The 18,900-nt window shown below is 54.3% G+C and carries 16 protein-coding genes; 12 read left to right on the top strand and 4 right to left on the bottom strand.

The genetic code is table 11. The features are described from left to right. Window positions 1-46 precede the first annotated feature (46 nt). Window positions 47-3,520 (bottom strand): TM0106 family RecB-like putative nuclease, encoded by a 3,474-nt coding sequence (locus tag I9185_RS10560; RefSeq protein WP_245223517.1) that lies wholly within the window; start codon window positions 3,518-3,520, stop codon window positions 47-49. Window positions 3,521-3,960: 440 nt separating this feature from the next. After that, on the bottom strand, window positions 3,961-4,356 hold the full coding sequence (locus I9185_RS10555) for a hypothetical protein (protein ID WP_210093022.1): 396 nt from the start codon (window positions 4,354-4,356) through the stop codon (window positions 3,961-3,963). Between the two features lie 86 nt (window positions 4,357-4,442). Between I9185_RS10555 and I9185_RS10550 the strand changes: the two genes are divergently transcribed. From I9185_RS10550 to I9185_RS10530, 5 genes are all read left to right on the top strand, one after another. After that, entirely contained in the window at window positions 4,443-4,664 is a 222-nt protein-coding gene (locus tag I9185_RS10550; protein WP_245223516.1) for a helix-turn-helix transcriptional regulator, read from the top strand. 411 nt (window positions 4,665-5,075) lie between these two features. After that, a complete protein-coding gene (locus I9185_RS10545) occupies window positions 5,076-5,288 on the top strand; it encodes a helix-turn-helix domain-containing protein (RefSeq protein WP_210093021.1) in 213 nt (70 codons plus the stop codon). A gap of 251 nt (window positions 5,289-5,539) precedes the next feature. Beyond that, entirely contained in the window at window positions 5,540-6,217 is a 678-nt protein-coding gene (locus tag I9185_RS10540; RefSeq protein ID WP_210093020.1) for a hypothetical protein, read from the top strand. Then, a complete protein-coding gene (locus I9185_RS10535; protein ID WP_210093019.1) occupies window positions 6,214-8,367 on the top strand; it encodes a Mu transposase C-terminal domain-containing protein in 2,154 nt (717 codons plus the stop codon). The genes I9185_RS10540 and I9185_RS10535 overlap by 4 nt, the downstream gene beginning before the upstream one ends. A 32-nt stretch (window positions 8,368-8,399) precedes the next feature. Then, the gene (locus tag I9185_RS10530) at window positions 8,400-9,341 is read left to right on the top strand and encodes a TniB family NTP-binding protein (protein ID WP_210093018.1); all 942 of its coding nucleotides are present in this window, start codon (window positions 8,400-8,402) and stop codon (window positions 9,339-9,341) included. 95 nt (window positions 9,342-9,436) lie between these two features. Here I9185_RS10530 and I9185_RS20435 read toward each other — a convergent pair whose 3' ends face one another. Then, the gene (locus I9185_RS20435; protein ID WP_245223515.1) at window positions 9,437-9,712 is read right to left on the bottom strand and encodes a hypothetical protein; all 276 of its coding nucleotides are present in this window, start codon (window positions 9,710-9,712) and stop codon (window positions 9,437-9,439) included. 36 nt (window positions 9,713-9,748) lie between these two features. On the opposite strand from I9185_RS20435, the gene I9185_RS10525 reads away from it, so the two are divergent. From I9185_RS10525 to I9185_RS10500, 6 genes are all read left to right on the top strand, one after another. Further along, window positions 9,749-11,206 carry a hypothetical protein gene (locus I9185_RS10525; RefSeq protein WP_245223514.1) on the top strand — a complete coding sequence of 486 codons (1,458 nt, stop codon included), beginning with the start codon at window positions 9,749-9,751 and terminating at the stop codon, window positions 11,204-11,206. Between the two features lie 10 nt (window positions 11,207-11,216). Then, complete coding sequence (locus tag I9185_RS10520) at window positions 11,217-11,774, top strand: RNA 2'-phosphotransferase (protein ID WP_210093016.1); 558 nt, start codon at window positions 11,217-11,219, stop codon at window positions 11,772-11,774. 252 nt (window positions 11,775-12,026) lie between these two features. Next, window positions 12,027-12,923, top strand: a complete 897-nt coding sequence (locus tag I9185_RS10515) for an NAD(P)-dependent oxidoreductase (protein WP_210093015.1) — start codon at window positions 12,027-12,029, stop codon at window positions 12,921-12,923. Continuing rightward, window positions 12,916-14,628 (top strand): dihydroxy-acid dehydratase, encoded by a 1,713-nt coding sequence (locus tag I9185_RS10510; RefSeq protein WP_210093014.1) that lies wholly within the window; start codon window positions 12,916-12,918, stop codon window positions 14,626-14,628. Before I9185_RS10515 ends, I9185_RS10510 begins: the two co-directional genes overlap by 8 nt. Next, window positions 14,625-15,977 carry a Gfo/Idh/MocA family oxidoreductase gene (locus I9185_RS10505; protein WP_210093013.1) on the top strand — a complete coding sequence of 451 codons (1,353 nt, stop codon included), beginning with the start codon at window positions 14,625-14,627 and terminating at the stop codon, window positions 15,975-15,977. The genes I9185_RS10510 and I9185_RS10505 overlap by 4 nt, the downstream gene beginning before the upstream one ends. Further along, entirely contained in the window at window positions 15,974-16,963 is a 990-nt protein-coding gene (locus I9185_RS10500; RefSeq protein ID WP_210093012.1) for an SMP-30/gluconolactonase/LRE family protein, read from the top strand. The genes I9185_RS10505 and I9185_RS10500 overlap by 4 nt, the downstream gene beginning before the upstream one ends. 60 nt (window positions 16,964-17,023) lie before the next feature. On the opposite strand, the gene I9185_RS10495 is transcribed toward I9185_RS10500, so the two are convergent. Further along, on the bottom strand, window positions 17,024-17,953 hold the full coding sequence (locus I9185_RS10495) for a LysR substrate-binding domain-containing protein (protein WP_210093011.1): 930 nt from the start codon (window positions 17,951-17,953) through the stop codon (window positions 17,024-17,026). 98 nt (window positions 17,954-18,051) lie between these two features. Here I9185_RS10495 and I9185_RS10490 point away from each other — a divergent pair, with 98 nt between their 5' ends. Next, a complete protein-coding gene (locus I9185_RS10490; RefSeq protein WP_210093010.1) occupies window positions 18,052-18,900 on the top strand; it encodes a MaoC family dehydratase N-terminal domain-containing protein in 849 nt (282 codons plus the stop codon).

The following is an 18,900-nucleotide window of genomic DNA, read 5'->3' as shown; positions in this document are numbered from 1 at the left end:
CTGTAAATTTAAAATGGTCAAAGCGTTGTTGCAGTTTGTAAAAACGTCAAATTCCGAGTTCCTGACTTATCTCAAGATACCGGCAGAATGCATTGATCAACTGCATTTGACGTGGTGTCTGACAATCCGCCTCGAAAACTTGGGGTGACGCGACCAAAATGGCCAGACACTGCGCCCGAGAAATCGCAACATTGAAGCGGTTCCCGCTGTAGAGAAATTCCATGCCTCTAGGCGCATCCGCATGACTTGATGTTGCCATCGAATAGATCGCAATCGGTGCTTCCTGACCTTGGAATTTATCAACGGTTCCAACCCGTGCAGTCGGCAGGCGCTTCTGAATTTCAATCACTTGCGCGTTGTACGGCGCAATGATCAGAATATCCTCAAGCGTGATTGGCTTGGTCACTCCATCTCGATCCGTCCATGCAGCGCCTTGGTCCAGAATGTCTTCCACCAAGGATTTGACTATAGCGGCCTCTTCAATGGACGAACTGGTGTTACCGCTGTGCGCTACCGGTTGGAAGCGCAATCCAGCACCCGAAGCAATGCTCTTAGTTTGAACGAGTTGCTGCTCGCATCCCTCAACTGCATGCAGTTTGCTTTCGTAGAAAAGCTCGGAATTAAACGCGCAGATATCAGGGTGGAGGCGATAGGTCGTCCCAAGGAAAAGACCTTGGCTCGGCTCAATAGTTTGTCGACCGGCAAGCAAATGATCCAGTGCTGAAACGCCTGTTCCATCTGGATGCGTCCCTTGCGTTGGCTGTTCCAGCTGTTGTGGATCACCCAGCAAGATCACCGTTTGTGCTGCTTGGGAAACGGCCAAGACATTAGCAAGGGACATCTGACCGGCTTCATCAACAACAAGCACATCAATGGCTTCAAAAGCGTCTTCTCTTGCCCAGAAGAAGTGGGTCGCACCAGCAACCTGAGCTTCACTTCTAGCAAGCTTACCTAAAACGTCATCATTGTTTTTCGCGAAGATGAGGTTCGGTCCGTCGGCCTCTTTGTTGCCCTGCTCCGGCTTTTGAAGACAGGTCAGATCGACGCCCATTTTTGGCGCGGCTTCGATCACTTTATCAATCAGGTTGCGGATCACTTTGTGGCTGTTTGCCGTTATCCCCACCTTCTTACCTTGCCGTACAAGCTCGCAGATCATCCGCGCTCCAGTGAAAGATTTACCTGTCCCCGGAGGTCCTTGAATAGGTAGCACGCCGCCATTCATTTCCCTTGCAACACGCAATGCCGCATCGAGTGTTCCTTCGCCGTCCGCTTGGAAGGGCTCGTCTCCGATTTTCATCGGTGCCCGAAGCAACAATTCGCGCGCGCTTTTGTAGGGGCCATCACCTTCGATGCTGTGTTCAGCGACGTATTCACCTAGGCGAAATAGCGAGGCCGCCTGTTCCTTAGGATCGATGAATTTGTGTGCGAAAACGGCTTCGGGATGAACATCGGCAGTCGCTTTTGACTTCTTGATATCGACCGTTTGATTTTCTGACGATACCGCAACAGCCGTACCAATTTTATCGCCGCCAACATTATGCAGGCCTTCGTCGCCTCTGATATCTGTATCCTGCGCATCAAATCTATAGCGATGCGTGGGGATTCCGGTTTTGGATGTGTCAACAACATCGATCAATTGCAGGCGACCAATGCCAGCCTTTTCTTCCAGAAGTTCGATGCCGCTCAATGCTTGAAGTCGGAACTTTTCCCACCACACAGCTTTGTTTTCACGGCGGTGCCAATCAAGAATATAAGCCAATATCCAGCGCGCTTGCTGTTCTGGCGAGCGCTCTTCAGGATCAATGGGGATGTCATTTGTAAGCTGTTCAATAAGAGCCAGAACGCGCTGTTGCTGTTCGCTAAGCTCCTCGCTTGGACCATCCTGCCCGGGCTCAGGACGCGGGATTTCAGCACCGTCTGCCACTCTTGAAGCTCTTAAATCTTCCAGCCAATCACGCAAGCTCTTCGTCGCAAAGCAATCATCAGAATTGTAAGCTGCGATAACCGCCTTTGTGTCTTCATCAATGGATGGAATGTCGTCGAGTTCTAAGCCTGCGGTCACTCTCGTCAGCGCCACGTTGGCATCCCGCAACGAAATCTTGCGCTCATATCCGCAGAAAGGCTCAAGTTTCTTAAGTGAATAGCTTTCAACACTTGCTCGAATAGCGTGTTTTGTGACGGTCAACAGATCGACCAGAACCTTGCCTCGCAGCAGATTATCCACTTCATCTTCGCGCGTTGCATACCGTCCCATCAGGCGTTTCAAAGCCCCGGCTTCATAACCGCCAAAGTGATAGATGTGCATGTCTGGGTTTTTCACACGTCGCGCGGTCACAAAATCAACAAAGCGCTCAAAGCAAGCTTTCTCGCTCTCGCGATCAAATGCCCAATCCTGTTCGTATTGCTCTGCACCGTCATCATCAATGTAGCTGTAGCCGAACAGATATTCTAAGCCCTGCTCTCCGACAAACTGGTCACTTTCAAGGTCAAAGAAGACGTCTCCAGCCGAGGGTTCGGGCAGTGCGGCAAACCCGAATTCGGGAACGACATCCAAAAATTCAAACTTTCGCTCACCTGTCTCTCGCGCTGACACTTGGATTGCAGCTTGCGCACGCACTCTTTCAAACGATGCCGGTGCACCTCGTTGAGGTTGAAAAGGCATTGGGCTTGGCATGGCTGCCAACGTCTTTGCCGTACCAAACCCATTGGCTTGGAGCTCGGAGATTTGATTTTTTGAAATGCCCGCCACCAAGCAGAGATGATCATCGGCACGTCGCCTCTTCTCACACTGCTGTTCCCATCGACAGACATCGCAGTGACTCTTGGGATCAGGATATTCGACTTGGTCTTCTGGCAAATCCAGAGCATTTTCTGCTGCCGCCTTCACTCGCCTGAAATAGGCTGCATAGTCCGCAAAGCGAAACTCCTGCGGCTGATAGTCAGACCACGGCGCGACAACAAAAACCTTTTCAGGTGGACGTCCCTGTGCATTGGCCAGGAGATCAGCATAGAGACAAAGCTGAAGGACCGTGCCACCTTTTGTTTCGCGGGCCAGCTTGGTGTCGATGATCTCATAGGAGAAATCTCCCAGATCACTGGGCGTATCCACTCGCCGAAGAACATCCGCTCGGCCACTCCATCGTCCATGCCGGAGTGCTGCTTGAATAATGACTTCTGAGCCGTTGCGCATGGCTTCGAGGGTCGCATCGACAGTAGCTTTGGTGACATCGACGCCTTCGATTTTGGTCAGTTGATACCCCGCATTCCGAAGATGTTGAATATATGCGTCTTCGTGCCTTTGGCCTCTTTCACGTAGGATTTCGAGCAGTGGGTCGTAGTTTTCAGGCTTCTTCAACGCTCCCGTTGCGACCTGAACATCAAGAGCGGTTAGGTGTCCGCAATTGAGGTGACCAACAAGGTCTGTTGCGCTGAGTTGTATTGTGTCATTAATTTTCTTCATAATAAGCGCCATATAAAATCGGATTGATCCAAGCTGCCATTCAACCAGTTGTTCACGCAAGCTTTTTGCTCAACTTGATGTCCAATTTTTTGGATGGAAAGAGAAACACTAAATCAAACTGAATCTCCTATTGATGTTTTTCGCACCCATCGGATCGAGCTGCCGTAAGTCAAGCCGACTGTATCGGCCAATGCACACTGCCTCTCGGCAGACTGTACGTTGGACTTGCTTCAACTCTCGCGATTGCAGCGAATGTCGGGATTGCGGCTTACGACCGCAGCATCTCGCCTCTCAGGTCAATGGCGGGTGTGGACCGTTCATGACTTGGCGTTCTCGTTTATGCACTGACCTTGCCTCGGGGTGGTCTCACGGTCCACATTCATTGAAAGCTTTGCAAACGCCGGCTTTCAGCGCGGTGCGTTTGTGTCCGCACGTTAAGTCAAAGTTATTCGCCGAGATGATTTTGGTTTCTCGGCTCATCTGCTCTGGGTTGAAGGGCGCTAAACGATACCAAAGCGATGCCGCTCAGAATTTGGCAAACGACGGCCTGTTGTCGGATCGAACAACTTCCCGGTTTCGGTATACATAATTCTGGCTTGTTCGTTGATATGTTCGACGCTTCCAGGGAGCAGATTTGGCCCGTCTTCCTTACGTAACTTCGCGGGCTCTCCGCGTACCGGTACCTCAAACAGAGTTCCATCTTTGCGGATCGCCCAGCCATAGAATGAAAGCTGCGCATTCAGTTTGGAAAGTGCGAGTTGGCGTCTGAACTTTGAACCGAGACCAGCGCCGGGCATGCTGTTGATTGCGGCTAGGCGGGATTTGGCAATCCTGTGCATCTCTGCAAATTGTTCTGAGTTGGCTTCGATCTTACCGTCAGGGTACGCATCGAACATGTGAACATCCTCAGAATGAAACCTTCCTCGCAAAATGATACGATAAGTCCGTAGACGATTAAACATCTTTCTTGCCGTTTCAAGGGATGAAAAATCGGTTCACAGCAGATGATTTCGGGAACAACCTGAGATCAGCCCGCAAGGCGCAAGGCTACTCGCAGGAGAGCTTTGCCCATGCAGTGGATCTGGACCGGACATATATTGGCGGAATTGAGCGCGGGGAGAGAAATCCCGGTCTCAAAACCGTCATCAAAATAGCCGACGCTCTGAATCTTGATGTCGCGGACCTCTTCCGGTTGCAAGATTAAGCCGCGCTTTCCTGGAGCCGACCTATCTACACCGGCTTCCAAATGTAAATCAGCTGCCACTACTTCTCTTTCCCGGCACAACTCGTGGTCTCAGAGACAGTGCAGTGCGGTAGCCCTGTGTTGTGGTTGTCTGAGCTCACAACGCGTCGAGGTCGTGACCGCCGCAAGGCATTTCCCTCTCCCAGAAACGTCTGTTTCACCGCTTAAGTTAATAGCAGAAATGAACATTCACGTAGGGCGCTCCTAACGTAAGTTAATAATCAAAACTAACCGGTAAATCAGGCGGTTACGATGCAATTGGGGCCGGATTGGCTATTGATTGTCCGACGGAGATGCCCGTAGAATCGGGGTCATTGGAACGTTCGTTTCAGCACCAGCGTAAATGCCAGTCCCGTACGGAGGCCACGAGCCATGGATGCCAACAAAATGCGCCAGCAGATTGTCAAACTGCATCTCGGGATGGCTCAGACCACAATCACCGAGCTCGCCGAGAGCATCGGGTATAGTCGCTCGGCGGTGTCGAACGTGCTTGCCGGGCGCAGGCGGTCGGCGGAGATCGAAGCAGCCGTAGCCGAGCGCACAGGATTTCGTGTCGAAGACCTGTGGTCGGTGGCCGACTCTTGAAAGAAGGGGGATATGAACCGATGATCTAGAAAATAGAAAAGCCCCGAGAGCGGACTCTCAGGGGCCTTCACGTCATTTGGTAACTGACACTCAGAAGGTCTCTCGAATCCTCTCAAAAGTCAAGTCTGGCGGCCGGGTCCTTTGACCCGATTGGTCGTGCACGGCCGCCTTCCAACATTCGACAAGAGGAATGTGTGCGGATCACCCTGATCATATTGGTCAGGGAATGATCCCGTACACCATCAAATAACATGGAAAAAGAAATCTTCAAAGCCCCGCTGGACAGCCGCTCAACGTGTAATCTGTCTGAGCGCTCGCGAGGGCGTACTTTCGTCGAGACAGGCGCATTTCGACCCCACGGGGGCGAAAGTCAGAAAGTCGTCTTCGACAGCCTTGGTGAGTTTGATGCCTTCACCACGACATCAGCGCTGTATCCTGTGGCTGACATGGTCGAGCAGCCGCCTGCCATTGAATACATCGATGCCGATGGTCGTAAGCGTAGCAAAAGAGTGGATCAACTTTATACCTTCGCTGATGGGAGCAAGTATGCTGCTGAGATCAAACCGGCAGAACGCGCTAGAGCGCAGAATCTTGAAGTGCAGCTGGGTTATGTCGCGGCAGCGATGCCCGATGACTTCGCGGATAATCTAGTGCTGATCACTGAGGAAAACTACGACCAATGGGAGGCCTTGAATGCGCGTCGGCTGCTTGCCTACCGGCGTGAGGATGACCCGGAGGCGGCTACAATAATCGCAGAGCTTGCGGCTGAGATCGATCTGCCGGTCACGATCCGCGAACTGATCGCGAGAGCGGCTATTGGCGGCAGGGCCTGGCCGGAAATATTCAAAGCGATCTATGCCGGTATTCTGCGCCCGATTCAGGACGGGATTATTGATCTCGACTTGTTGGTCGAGGGAGGCGTGCAATGACTGATATCATTCGTCTCGAGCCCTATTCGCAGATTCAGCAAGGTGACGTCCCTGGTCTTCTCGTGGAACAAGGGCCGCTAGGTGTCATCATCAGTCACTGGAGTGAAGGAGAAATTGTCTTTGACGAGCTCACCTATGATGAGATCAACGAAGGTCTGAAGACCGGTCACATCACCATTCGTGATGGCTATCACAGTGAAGAGGCCGTCCGACAGCGCGTGCAGTTTGCCGATCAGATTGTCACCCATCTGCCTGCAAAACAGCGCTCAACGGTCTTCTTCCGTCAGGCCTGGTGCGATCTCTTTCTGGATGCTGAAGCACGAGGAGAGATTGGCCGCTACTGGAAAGATGTGGAGATCTGGATCCGAAGTGTGGCGCAGGAAGTCACGGTGCAGATTCCACAGCCTGATAAGGATGCCGGGAAGCGCAAATATGGAGGAAAGAAGCGGTCAAGCAACGAGATTGACCCGCCAGGCTCTTCGGCCTTGCTGCGTTGGGTCCGCGCTTATGAGGCTAGTGGTCGGTGCGTTCTAGCGCTCATAGACAAACGCTATCTTGCGGGACGGACGAAGGTAAAATTTGGTCCCGAGAGCGCCGCCCTGCTTCGCAAATGCGCGGATCGGTATGCGAGCTTCAAGCGCCCGTCGAAGAAGAGCGTTATTCGCCAGACAAAACGGGCTTTCAGGCTGGCGAATGCGTATCGGATCGATCGCGGCTTGCCGCCTTTGGCCGTTCCCGCGGAAAGCACAATCTACAGAGAGATATGTCGTCTTGAGCCTTACCATGTGATGTGCCAGCGCCAGGGCCTCGAAGCGGCCAACCGGCATTTTGCAATCATCGGCGAAGGACTGAATGTTCTGCGGCCAGGGGAGCGTTTGGAAATCGATGAATGGAAGGTCGACCTGATTACTTTCTTTGCCGAGGCCGGTGTCTTCGGTCATCTGACAGAGGAGCAGATCAAAGCACTGCCGAAAGGGCGACGCTGGATCTATGTCGTGATCGATGTGCGAACGCGACTGATCCTCTCGGTGAAGGTTTGCGCAACCCCGAACACCGAAGATGCGATCGCAGCGCTGGACCTGGCAACCCGGGATAAAGCGGACCTTGCCCGCCTTTTTGGCTGCGCGCTTCCAGACTGGCCGGGCACTGGTTTTGAAACTGTTGCCTCGGATCAGGGGGCGGCCTTTGCGAACTTTGATTTCCGGGGCGCTGTGACGGATCTTCGCGGAACGGTCATGTTCCCGCCTGCAGGTGTTCCCAAGCTTCGCGGACATATCGAGCGCTGCTTCAGGACTTTCGGCATAGAGTTGATGGAATGTTTGAGCGCACGCACCTATTCAAACATCGTCGAAAAAGGTGACTTCATACCTGAGGACTATGCTGCGCTTGCCGATGACGAGCTGACCCGTATTCTGGTTCGTTTCGTTGTCGACGTGTATAACAACAAGCCCCATGGGGGCATCGGCGGACAGACACCACTGAATTGCTGGCGGGAATTGTGCGCAACCGTTGGTAAGCCCCGCCCTCCGAGCCGGATTGAGCGTCTCGGGGCTTTCGGCCGGAAATACACCCGGAGCATTTCCGGGCGTGGGGTTCGCTTTGCTGGCATCTTTTACACCTGTGAGATGGTTCGGCACCATTTCCTGGCCAATCCCGATCTCGAGGTTGAGATCCGGGTGGATCATCAGGACCTCGGTATGATTGAGGTCAATCTCGACGGTGTCTGGGTTGTTGCCCGCACTCTGGCAAAAGGGTTTGATGGTCTGTCGCTTGATCTCTGGACCGAGGCCTGCAGCAATCTGCGCCGCCGTTTTCAGGCGGAGGCAGAACTGACGCAGGACATCATTGATCAGGCATTCGCAGACTTCTCGGAGGAGGATCGCGCTGCCTCTCAACGGCTCGGGCTCTCAGCGCTTGCCCCGACAAAAGCCGATGTTGAGCGCAATCGGGAGCATCTCTGGCTTGGACTGGAAGTCGTCGCGGGCATCGCTCCCACGGTTTCCAGGAAAAAACGAGGCCTCCTTGATGGTGTGATCGCTAAGGCTGAGGTGGCGCCACGTCAACTGCCGGAGATCACTTCTGCGGAGGATGACGCGGAGAAGACAATGCCCATCATGCGACCACGCTGGCGTATGGAGGACGGGCAATGACACACATGTCCCGTGAGGAGGTCAGCCACATCGTGGCTGACCTTGAACACCGCTTTATCGCCCATGACACTTATCTGGAACTCCGGGATCAGGTTGATGATATTCTCTACCGACGCGAAGCGCATACAGCTGCTGGCAGGATAACAGCGCAGCGCGGCATTGTTGTCATTGGCAATGCAGGGGCCGGTAAGAGTTTTGGCATCGAACACCTTCTGCTGAAACATCCTCATCTGGCTTATGGGAAACCATTTAATCAGGCTTTGACAGTTCGCTTGGCGTCAGAAGCCACGATCAAAGGTGTCGGTCGCGATACCATCGAGGCATATGGATATGAGAGCAAGGGATCGCGGACAGGCCATTCGATCTGGCGGCAGGTGATGCGTTATGCGCGCTCCCATAAGACGCTTTTTCTGCATTTTGACGAAGCGCAGCATATCCTGAGGACCAAGTCGAAATCTGAGTTTGATCAGGTGATGCTGGTCTGGAAATCCTGTCTGGAGTACGCGGAATGGCCGGTCAGCCTGATCCTCAGTGGCACCTGTGAACTCCTGGAGCTGATAAACCGGGATGAACAGCTCAGTCGGCGGTTTGAGCCCGTGCATTTTGCGCCCATGAGCTATGCCGCCCATGGGCATGAGGTGATGGGCGTGCTGGGTGCCTATCTCGATGCAGCAAAACTGTCGCGCGGCAAAACGCTTGAGACATCGGCGTTCGCGCGACGACTGCTGCATGCGGCCCGCTACGAGTTCGGGTCGAAAATTGGGCTGATCATATCGGCTATCAAACTAGCATTGCGCGACGGGAACCAAACCCTTGAACAAAGTCACTTCGCGGGTGCCTATCGGAAACAGAAGCGCTGTGTTGATGCATTGAACCCGTTCATTGCTGAGAATTTTCGCTCCATTAAGACGGGTCAGCTTCTCAGCGGTGCAGAGCTGGAGATAGCGCCAGCAACCAAGAGGGGGGCTGCATAATGCCTGTGTTGCCGATCCTCGTTCCTTTGATGCCGGGGGAGACCCCGGCATCTTTCGCATCCCGCCTGGCTTGGGCGAATGGTCTTTCCTTTGCCTCAGAGTTCTGCACCGATCAGGGCTTTACGCTTCAGGCCATCGCTGACGGCGATGAACGGGCCCTTTCGATCCTCGCCCAGCTCGGCAAAGTGGAACTTGCTCAACTGATGCGTGGTGTTGTTCGCAAAGTGTCGACCGGGCAGTACCGGCTGGCCGGGCAACTTATCGAGAAACGCTGGATCACGCGCAGGCGTCTGCGGTTCTGTCCGGAGTGTGTCGCGGATGACATCAGCGCAGACACTGGCGGTGGCGCGGCCCAGAGATGCGCCTGGCATGTGCCCTCGATCGGGACGTGCCTTCACCACCAGGTCATGTTGTACGACGACGACAGCTATTCGCACAGCCGCGGTCCTCATGATTTTGCCGGACGTATCCGCGATCTCAATCTGGGGGCCGATCAGTTGAGAGAGCTGGGGGCATCGCAGGTCTCAACCGGTCTGGAAGACTATCTCACCCGCAGGTTGGCGGGTGAACAACAGGGCACATGGCTCGATAATATCGGGTTCGGCGCAGTTGCGCTTGGCGCTGAGATCTTCGGAGTTGTCGATCTGTTTGGTATCGATGCAAAGCTGAAGCATTTATCCGACGCGGAAAAGCGTCGTGCAGGTGCGCAGGGTTTTGAACTCCTGTCCGAAGGTGAAGAAGGGGTGTTTCATCTGCTGCGGCGACTGCATCGTGAGGCCGGTTCTCCCATATCACTTTCGCGCAGAAACTACGGCTGCCTGTTCAACTGGCTTGAGCAGTCTCATGCAGAGCAATACGAGCCCTTGCGGGATATCGTCAGGAAATTCTTCATCGAGACCTATCCCATTGGAGAAGGCGAGCTGGTGCTTGGTAAAGCCTGTACAAGCCGTTGTGTCCACAGCGTTGAAACCCTGCGGCGCGAACTGGGGCTCGGCCGCCGTCAGACAGTGGAACTGCTTGGTGCAAACGGGTTTCTAAGGCCGGACCCTCAGGCAGATAACTCTGCGAAAGGTGTTGTGCTCGATGCACAGGCATTGGCGCCACTGGTCAAAAGCTTTGCAGGAGCGATCTGTCAGGTCGCGGCTCAGAAAAAGATCAATGCGCCGAGGGCACAGTTTGGCGCTCTGGTCGCGGGTGGGATCATCAGCCCCATCGCGGGTTCTCCTGTCGGAAGACCTTACTATGATGAGAAGCAACTCGATGCGTTTCTCGCCAGTATCGCCCCACACACAACGGTTGCAAAAGCGGATGGGCTGGTCGGTATTCAATCCGTTTGTCGCAAAGCCGTTGCTGGCGCGGTTGATGTGGTGCGACTGATCCAGAGCGGCGAGCTGAAGACTGTTGTCAGGAATGTCGAACAAGATGGATATCTGTCGGTGCTCCTGGATCCGGCGGAAGTCGCTGAGGCGTTGTGCCTGATCAGACCGGATGGATATCTTCGTTCCACGCTCGCGTCTTTTCTTGGTGTCAACGCATCCGCCCTCCGTCATCTGGTGGACACAGGCCATTTGAAACTGGTTCGGGCGCGTCATCCAGTGTCCCGGAAGTCGGTGCAGGTCGTGCCCTATGACGTCGTCGATCAGTTTGTTGAGCGCTATGTTCCTGCAAAGCACTATGCTGAGTTTCTGGGGGGCAGCACCCGGAAAGTCGGCGACCAGCTCATAGAGGAGCGGGTTCCTTTTATCCAATTGCCGGAAGAGTGTGGTGGACGCATATTCAGGCGGAGTGATGTGCTCTTCGGCATGGAAGAGCTGGCCAATCGCCTGCCGCTCTCGCATGATGAAATTGCCTGGCCGGAGTTGTGAAGGTTTTGAGATGAGCAGAGAAAGTAAATTCCTGAGTCTGGTGCTTCGGCACAAACCTGAAGAGATCGGTCTTCAGCTGGACAAGCACGGGTGGGTTCGTGTTGATGATTTGCTGCGGAAGCTGAAGAAAGCCAATCGCAAGCTAAGCCGCGACGAACTCATTCAGCTTGTCGAGAGCAACGATAAGAAACGTTTCACCCTGTCTGATGATGGCCAGCGTATCAGAGCCGCTCAGGGCCATTCAGTTGATGTGGATCTGGGGCTGAAACCGCAATGCCCACCGGATGAACTATACCATGGCACCGCCAGCGCCAATTTGGATGCGATATTTGCCGACGGGCTAAATCCTGGGCGTCGCAAGCAGGTTCATCTTTCATTGGACCCTGATACAGCCGAGCGCGTCGGCCAGCGACACGGCAAACCAGTTGTATTACGAGTCGAGGCGCAACGCATGTTTGAGGACGGTTTTGAGTTCTTTCGTGCCGACAACGGTGTCTGGCTCACAGACAAAGTGCCTGCAACCTATTTGGGGTTCGGTATGATCGCTGAGAAGTATCTGAGCAAATGACAAACAGAAATCCGTAAAACTGGTTGTCAGTTCGCCTGCATGTATTGCCTTGCCAGCTTCATGGGACGTTTCGTGGGCGAGAGCAACGACAATTGGAGCAACTACGTCTAGACAGCATTGGGCCGAAGGCACCTTCGCCCCCTCAACCTATGCCAACCACGCGAATGCCGACCGGGGCGTTCTCGATAGAGAATGCCAGATTGAAACTCATGCAGTGATACTTCTTCCGAAAACAAAGGGAAGGAGATCGACATGCGATTTGGATTTGTCGGTTTGGGTCAAATGGGTGCGCCAATGGCGGTGAACCTTGCTAGCTCAAACAACGTAATGGTCTTTGATCTCAGCGAAGACGCTATGAATGCCGCCGCTGAAGCCGGCGCCAAGAAGGCCGGTAGTGCTGCAGATTTCTCAGAAGTGGACGTGCTGATCACTTGTTTGCCAAGTGGTGGTATCGTGGAAAAGTCACTGTTCGACCCTGAACATGGGATTGCACAGCATCTTTCAGCCGACACGGTTGTCATCGATACCTCAACCATAGAATACGGACTGACCCTCAGTATTAGCGAGCGTCTTTCAGCCCTCGGGTTGCGTTTTCTCGATGCGCCCGTCTCTGGCATGTGGAAGCGAGCCCAGGAGGGCACGTTGACGATGATGATCGGAGGAGACGGTGAGATTGTCGAGGCGCTGCGGCCAGCTCTGGCAAAAATGTCGAACCGCATCCTGCACACTGGCGCTGTTGGCTCAGGCCAGCTCACCAAGCTGATCAATCAGCTTCTCTTCGATATCAACATGGCGGCTCTGGCCGAAATCCTGCCGATGGCAAAGAAGCTGGGCCTTGATCCGGAAAACACCGCCGAGGTTGTGAATTCAGGGACCGGCCGCAGCTATGCGTCGGAATATTTCATTCCCCAGATCCTCGAAGGCAAGTTTGACACCGGCTACCCGCTACAAGCGGCCTACAAGGATCTGATCAGCGGTGCTGAAATCTCAGCCCGTTATCAGATCCCGGCACCTGTGTTGGCCGCTGCGACAACCACCTATCAGCAGGCACTTCTTGAGGGCCATGGGGACAAAGACAAAGGCGCGATGGTGCTCGTCTATGAACGACTGCTTGGTGTCGATTGCCGGAAGGAGGAACAGAATGTCTGAAGGAAAAGGTATTCAGGGTGGGCTGACAAATTACGGAGATAAGGACTTCGCATCTTATCTACGCCGTTCATTCGCCCGCTCTATGGGGCTATCACGTGAAATGCTTGACAAACCGATTGTCGGGATCGCGATGACCCCTTCGGGCTTCAACAACTGCCACAGAGCGATGCCTGAGCTCGTCGAAGCTGTCTCGCGCGGTGTGTTGGCTGCAGGAGCTTTGCCGCGACCGTTTCCAACGGTGTCACTTGGCGAGGTCTTTCTGAACCCGACCAGCATGGTCTACCGGAACCTCATGTCCATGGACACTGAGGAGATGGTTCGCGCGCAGCCAATGGACGCGGTGGTTTTGATTGGTGGTTGCGACAAGACAGTTCCAGCCCAGCTGATGGGTGCGGCGTCCGCCGACATACCGGCCGTGCAACTTGTGACCGGCCCGATGATGACCGGTCGTCATAAGGGTGAACGCCTGGGTGCCTGCACCGACTGCCGCCGTTTTTGGGGCAAGTTCCGTGCCGGTGAGGTAGAAGGGGAAGAGATCGCGGAGATCGAGGGCCGATTGGCGACAACGGCCGGCACCTGTGCAGTTATGGGAACAGCGAGCACCATGGCGTGCATTGCCGAAACGCTAGGGATGTCTTTGCCTGGCACAGCGGCCATACCATCTGTTCACGCTGACCGGTTGGTTGCAGCCGAGGAATGCGGCAAACTGGCTGTTGATCTGATCCAGAACCCTCGAAAACCAAGTGAGGTGATTACCCAGAAGTCGGTAGAGAACGCTTTCCGCGTGCTGATGGCCGTAAGCGGGTCTACCAATGCCATCGTTCACCTTACAGCTGTTGCGGGTCGCCTCGGCATCCGGATTTCACCCGAACGTCTCAATGAAATCTCGGACGAAACACCGGTTTTGGTTGACCTGAAGCCAGTTGGCGAAGGGTATATGGAAGATTTCTATGCCGCTGGCGGTGTCGGGGCTGTCTTGCGCGAAATCCGCCACCTCCTGCACCTCGATACGGTGGATGTGACAGGACAAACCCTGGCGGATCGGCTGGACGATGAACCTGATTGGGTTGATCGCCGGGTAATCCGGTCGTTTGACGATCCTGTTTCAAATGAAGGTGGGTTGATCAGCCTTTATGGAAACATCGCCCCGCAGGGAGCCATTTTCAAACGCGCTGCGGCGACACCAGAGCTTTTTGAGGTCGAAGGCCGCGCCGTTGTCTTCGACAGTCTCGAAGATCTCGCCAGGCGCGTTGATGACCCGGATCTCGACATTGAGGCCGATGACATCATGGTTCTGAAGAACGCGGGACCAGTGGCTGCGGGAATGCCAGAGGCCGGGTATCTGCCGATCCCAAAGAAACTGGCACGGAAAGGTATAAAAGATATCGTGCGAATTTCAGACGCGCGGATGTCTGGCACGGCTTTCGGAACCATCGTTCTCCATATGTCACCCGAGTCCGCGGTTGGAGGGCCATTGGCTGCTGTCGAGAATGGAGATGGTGTTCGTCTCTCGGTCGCTGACAAGCGTATCGATCTACTGGTCGATGACGCCGAGATCGCCCGCCGTCTCGAACAGCACAAACGTCCGGAGCTGCAAAGTCGCGGGTATCGCGGGCTCTACAGCCGGACGGTTCTGCAGGCCGACGAAGGCTGCGATTTCGATTTCCTCACTCAAGAAGGCTGGTCCAAGGAGAACGCCGAATGAATCTCTTTACGAAACTTCAGGAGCGCGCAGCGGGTGGTCAGCCGGTTCGTGTTGGAATGATCGGTGCAGGCAAGTTTGGCACGATGTTTCTTGCGCAGGCACTTCGATTGAAGGGGATTCATATCGTTGGTGTCGTTGATCTGCGTCCTGATGCTGCCAAATCCAATATGAAGCTCGTTGGCTGGGATGCTACGGCTTACTCAGCATCCAGCCTGGATGATGCGGCAACATCAGGCGCAACCTTCGTCGGCGATGATTGGGAAGCGCTGACAGCGCATCCGGAAATTGAAATCATCATCGAATGCACAGGGAACCCGATCGCAGCCGTCACGCACTGCCTCAAGGCGTTCGAAAACGGCAAGCACATCATCAATGTAACAGTTGAAGCAGACGCATTTGTCGGGCCCGGTCTGGCTAACAAAGCTCGGGAAGCGGGCGTGATCTACAGCATGGCATATGGAGATCAACCTGCGCTTGCCAGTGACCTGGTCGATTGGGCACGGGGCTGCGGTTTCAGCGTCGTTGCGGCTGGTCGCGGCCACAAGTGGATGCCGCACTATCGGCAATCGACGCCTGACACCGTATGGGAGCATTGGGGTCTAACGAAGGAGCAAGCGGAACGCGGTCGGCTGAACCCTAAAATGTTCAATGCCTTTTTGGACGGCTCGAAACCTGCCATTGAGAGTGCGGCCATCGCTAATGTGTGCGGGTTGGATGCCCCTGAAAACGGCCTGGTCTTCCCTTCGGGTGGGATCGATGACGTTCCAAATCTGGCGCGGCCGCGCTCAGAGGGCGGCGTGCTGGATCACAAGGGCATGGTGGATGTTATCTCTTGCCTGACACCGGAAGGTGAGCAGATCCCGCATGACATTCGGAAAGGCGTCTGGGTCTGCTTTGAAGGGGACACCGAGTATCTGCGCAACTGCTTTGAAGAGTACAAAGTCGTGACCGACGACAGCGGACGCTACATGTGCAACTACAAGCGCTGGCACCTGATCGGGCTGGAGCTCGGGATCTCGGTCGCATCAGTGGGTATTCGCAAGGAGCCTACAGGGGCGGCGCATGAGTTCCGTGCCGATGTTGTGGCTGTCTCGAAGCGAGAGCTGAAGAAGGGCGAAATCCTTGATGGCGAGGGTGGATACACCGTGGCCGGTGGTCTTCGCCCAGCATCGATTTCTGTTGCTGAGGGCTACGTCCCACTCGGCCTTGCCCACAATGTCACGTTGATCAGAGATGTTTCTGAAGGTCAGCCTGTCAAATGGAGTGACGTGCGAGCAGATACGAACACGGACGCCTATCGTTTGCGGCGTGAAGTTGAAGCGAGTATTTCGAAGAACCTTGCGGCATGACCAACGAACCAAGCATATCCTATATCGGAAAAGGTTTAAGCCGTCCGGAATGTGTGCTTGCGACCCGTTCTGGCGATATTTTTTGCTCGCATAAAGGCGCTGGCGTCATGCGGATTCTTCCGGATGGTCGCCAGTTCCTGTTGCAAGACGACACTGAGTTTGGCGGAATGCCGGTCGTGCCAAACGGGATTGCGCTGCGGCAAGACGGCTCGTTCCTCATTGCCAACATCTCTGATGCAGGGGGGATCTTGGAGCTGGATGCGGATGGTATGAGACCACATGCCATCGCTGCCAAGGAAGACGCGCTACCACCGGCGAACTTTGTCTATGTCGATGAACTTGGCAAAACCTGGGTGACGGTCTCATCGAAGCTGCGGCCGCGCTCACGGGCCTATCGGCGTAATGTGAAGAACGGCTATGTCGGGCTGATCAATTCCGACAATTCCTTTTCGATTGTCTTGCAAGGGCTGCACTACACCAATGAACTGCGTCCCGACTATGAAAACGGGTGGCTCTACATCGCGGAAACCTTTGGTCAGAAGATCACGCGCGCGCGCCTTGATGAACGCGGCGTGCATGGTGAGCCGGAACTCTTCGTCCAGTTCGGGCCTGGCACGTTCGTGGATGGTATTGAACTGGACGGCGCTGGCGGTCTTTACGCAGCCTGTATTGTATCGAGCGAGCTTTATCACATTGATCCCGAAGCAGCACCTACCCTGGTTGTCGGGGAACGCGACAACAATTGGGTAGAAAGTGTTGAAGCAGCACTCGATGATCACACGATGGATCGAACGCACTTTGATAGTTCGCCTGCCGAGAGGCTTAAGAACATATCTAGTCTGGCTTTTACGGGAGAGAGCCGCGACCGGATTGTTTGCGGAAACTTGTTGGGGGATTCACTACCAGTTCTTGATGCTCCCCATAATGGACCCGAGCCACCATACTGGAATGTAGAGGTTCCAATTTGGGGCACACAAGTTTCCTGATCTTCTCGATAAGGGGCATCCACCGGACCAAGAGTTAGCTCTTCTATGTCCTCAGAAAAACTAAGGGCTCGCGCTTGAAGCAGAATTTTCCATCATCAATCTCTCACCACCTGGACTCGACTCAACTAACATATCAACGAGCGCGCGTGCTGCGGGCGGTAAGTTGGTCCGATCTCTAACGAGGACAGATCGGGTACGGATTGACCAGTCATCTTGCAGATTCAACAAGGCGATGTTCATCGTTTTTCTGTGGCGATTGGCTGCGGATTCCGGAACGATACCTATCCCAACTCCGGCTTCGATAAGCCGACACATCGCTTCAAAGCTCCGGACTTGTAAGCGAAGGTGCTTTTCATATCCACTACGCCGAAATTGCCGCCTTAAAAAGTCAAGGAGTGTACTGCCCTCGTGCAGCGAAATATGCTCAAAATTCAAGGTATCTTTGAACATTACGCCGTCGGATTTGGTCAATGGATGATGAGCTGACGTTGCGAGCATCAATCTATCAGCTGAGAATGGAATGATGTCGAGGTCATCTGTCTTGGGGTCACCGGAAATTATCCCGAGATCGGATGTGCCATCTGCAACTGAGCGAACAATGTCACGTGTCAGACGTTCCTGTAAATCTACCGTAACTCCCGGCCATTTTGACAAAAAATGCGCCAGCGTTTCTGGCAAGAACTCAGTCAATGCAGTGGTGTTTGCCGAGATTCGAATGTGGCCGGAATCCGGGTTGATCATTTCCTCGATCAGAAAGTCGACTTGACGGAGAACCAAACGCGCCTGACGTAAGAACACCTTGCCTGCATCGGTCAGCGTGACGCCTTTGTTGCTTCGTAAGAACAATTGCTGCCCGGTTTCCTGTTCGAGCGATTTTATACGGGCACTGGCTGCCGGTGGCGACAGAAATGCTTTTTCGGCTCCATGTGTAAGATTTCCACATTCGGCAATGCATACAAAGAGCTTCAGATCGATGAGTTCAAGGTTCATGGCGTTCACCTAACACGAACGCGGGCTTATTTATATGCGAATTTTCTGAAGGCAAGAACTGTGTAACCCTGTCTTTGAAACTGACTGTCGAGGGTGCCATGGAACAGGAACAACTCCAGGAATGGGTGGGGAAAACGGAACAAAGGATTGAGCGTATCGCGCCATTCCCGGCGAACGCGTTGGCCGCGACACTCGATCGTGACGACCCGGTCTACAGCAACGAGACCGCACTGCCACCGCTTTGGCACTGGTTGCATTTCCTGCCGGTCTTCAAACTGTGTGATGCTGGGTATGATGGTCATGCTGCCCTTGGTGGTTTCCTTCCCCCGGTGCCTTTGCCACGTCGGATGTGGGCAGGCAGTAGACTAAATTTCCATGCTCCAATGCAAATTGGACAAGAACTAAAGAAGATTTCGACAATCAAATCGGTGAAGGCAAAAACAGGGCGGTCCGGTCAATTGGTCTTCGTAACTGTTGGCCACCAGGTTTTTGACGGCGGCACGCTTGGTATCGATGAAGAGCATGACATTGTCTATCGCGAGGAACCGAAGGCGGGTGCCCAGGCCCTGACACCGCCGCAAGCCCCGAGCGCTTCCGATTTCTCCCGCGACATCAATCCGGATCCGGTTCTCTTGTTCCGTTACTCCGCGCTGACTTTCAATGGCCACCGGATTCACTACGATCAGCCATTCTGTGTGAACTCAGAAGGCTACGCTGGGCTTGTCGTTCACGGACCGCTGCTGGCAACTCTACTGCTTGATCTGCTACGCCGCGAAATGCCGGAAGCGACTGTAAAGAGCTTCGAGTTCCGAGCAGTTTCGACAATCATCGATAATGAAACCTTCTCGGTCCACGGCACGGCTGAAGAGGGTGGGACGAACTTCCGTCTCTGGGCCCGTCGCCAGGATGGCGCGCTAGCCATGAACGCCAAAGCGACAATTGCTTGA

Source organism: Ruegeria sp. HKCCSP346, assembly GCF_017872595.1.
Taxonomy (GTDB): domain Bacteria; phylum Pseudomonadota; class Alphaproteobacteria; order Rhodobacterales; family Rhodobacteraceae; genus Ruegeria.
Note: the sequence above shows the minus strand (reverse complement) of the source record. Positions and strands in the feature narration are given on the sequence as shown.

Coding starts and splice junctions, on each gene's coding strand:
- I9185_RS10555 (WP_210093022.1), bottom strand. CDS start 4,356: ATGTTCGATGCGTACCCTGACGGTAAGATCGAAGCCAACTCAGAACAA.
- I9185_RS10550 (WP_245223516.1), top strand. CDS start 4,443: ATGAAAAATCGGTTCACAGCAGATGATTTCGGGAACAACCTGAGATCA.
- I9185_RS10545 (WP_210093021.1), top strand. CDS start 5,076: ATGGATGCCAACAAAATGCGCCAGCAGATTGTCAAACTGCATCTCGGG.
- I9185_RS10540 (WP_210093020.1), top strand. CDS start 5,540: ATGGAAAAAGAAATCTTCAAAGCCCCGCTGGACAGCCGCTCAACGTGT.
- I9185_RS10535 (WP_210093019.1), top strand. CDS start 6,214: ATGACTGATATCATTCGTCTCGAGCCCTATTCGCAGATTCAGCAAGGT.
- I9185_RS20435 (WP_245223515.1), bottom strand. CDS start 9,712: ATGCCAGGCGCATCTCTGGGCCGCGCCACCGCCAGTGTCTGCGCTGAT.
- I9185_RS10525 (WP_245223514.1), top strand. CDS start 9,749: ATGTTGTACGACGACGACAGCTATTCGCACAGCCGCGGTCCTCATGAT.
- I9185_RS10520 (WP_210093016.1), top strand. CDS start 11,217: ATGAGCAGAGAAAGTAAATTCCTGAGTCTGGTGCTTCGGCACAAACCT.
- I9185_RS10515 (WP_210093015.1), top strand. CDS start 12,027: ATGCGATTTGGATTTGTCGGTTTGGGTCAAATGGGTGCGCCAATGGCG.
- I9185_RS10510 (WP_210093014.1), top strand. CDS start 12,916: ATGTCTGAAGGAAAAGGTATTCAGGGTGGGCTGACAAATTACGGAGAT.
- I9185_RS10505 (WP_210093013.1), top strand. CDS start 14,625: ATGAATCTCTTTACGAAACTTCAGGAGCGCGCAGCGGGTGGTCAGCCG.
- I9185_RS10500 (WP_210093012.1), top strand. CDS start 15,974: ATGACCAACGAACCAAGCATATCCTATATCGGAAAAGGTTTAAGCCGT.
- I9185_RS10495 (WP_210093011.1), bottom strand. CDS start 17,953: ATGAACCTTGAACTCATCGATCTGAAGCTCTTTGTATGCATTGCCGAA.
- I9185_RS10490 (WP_210093010.1), top strand. CDS start 18,052: ATGGAACAGGAACAACTCCAGGAATGGGTGGGGAAAACGGAACAAAGG.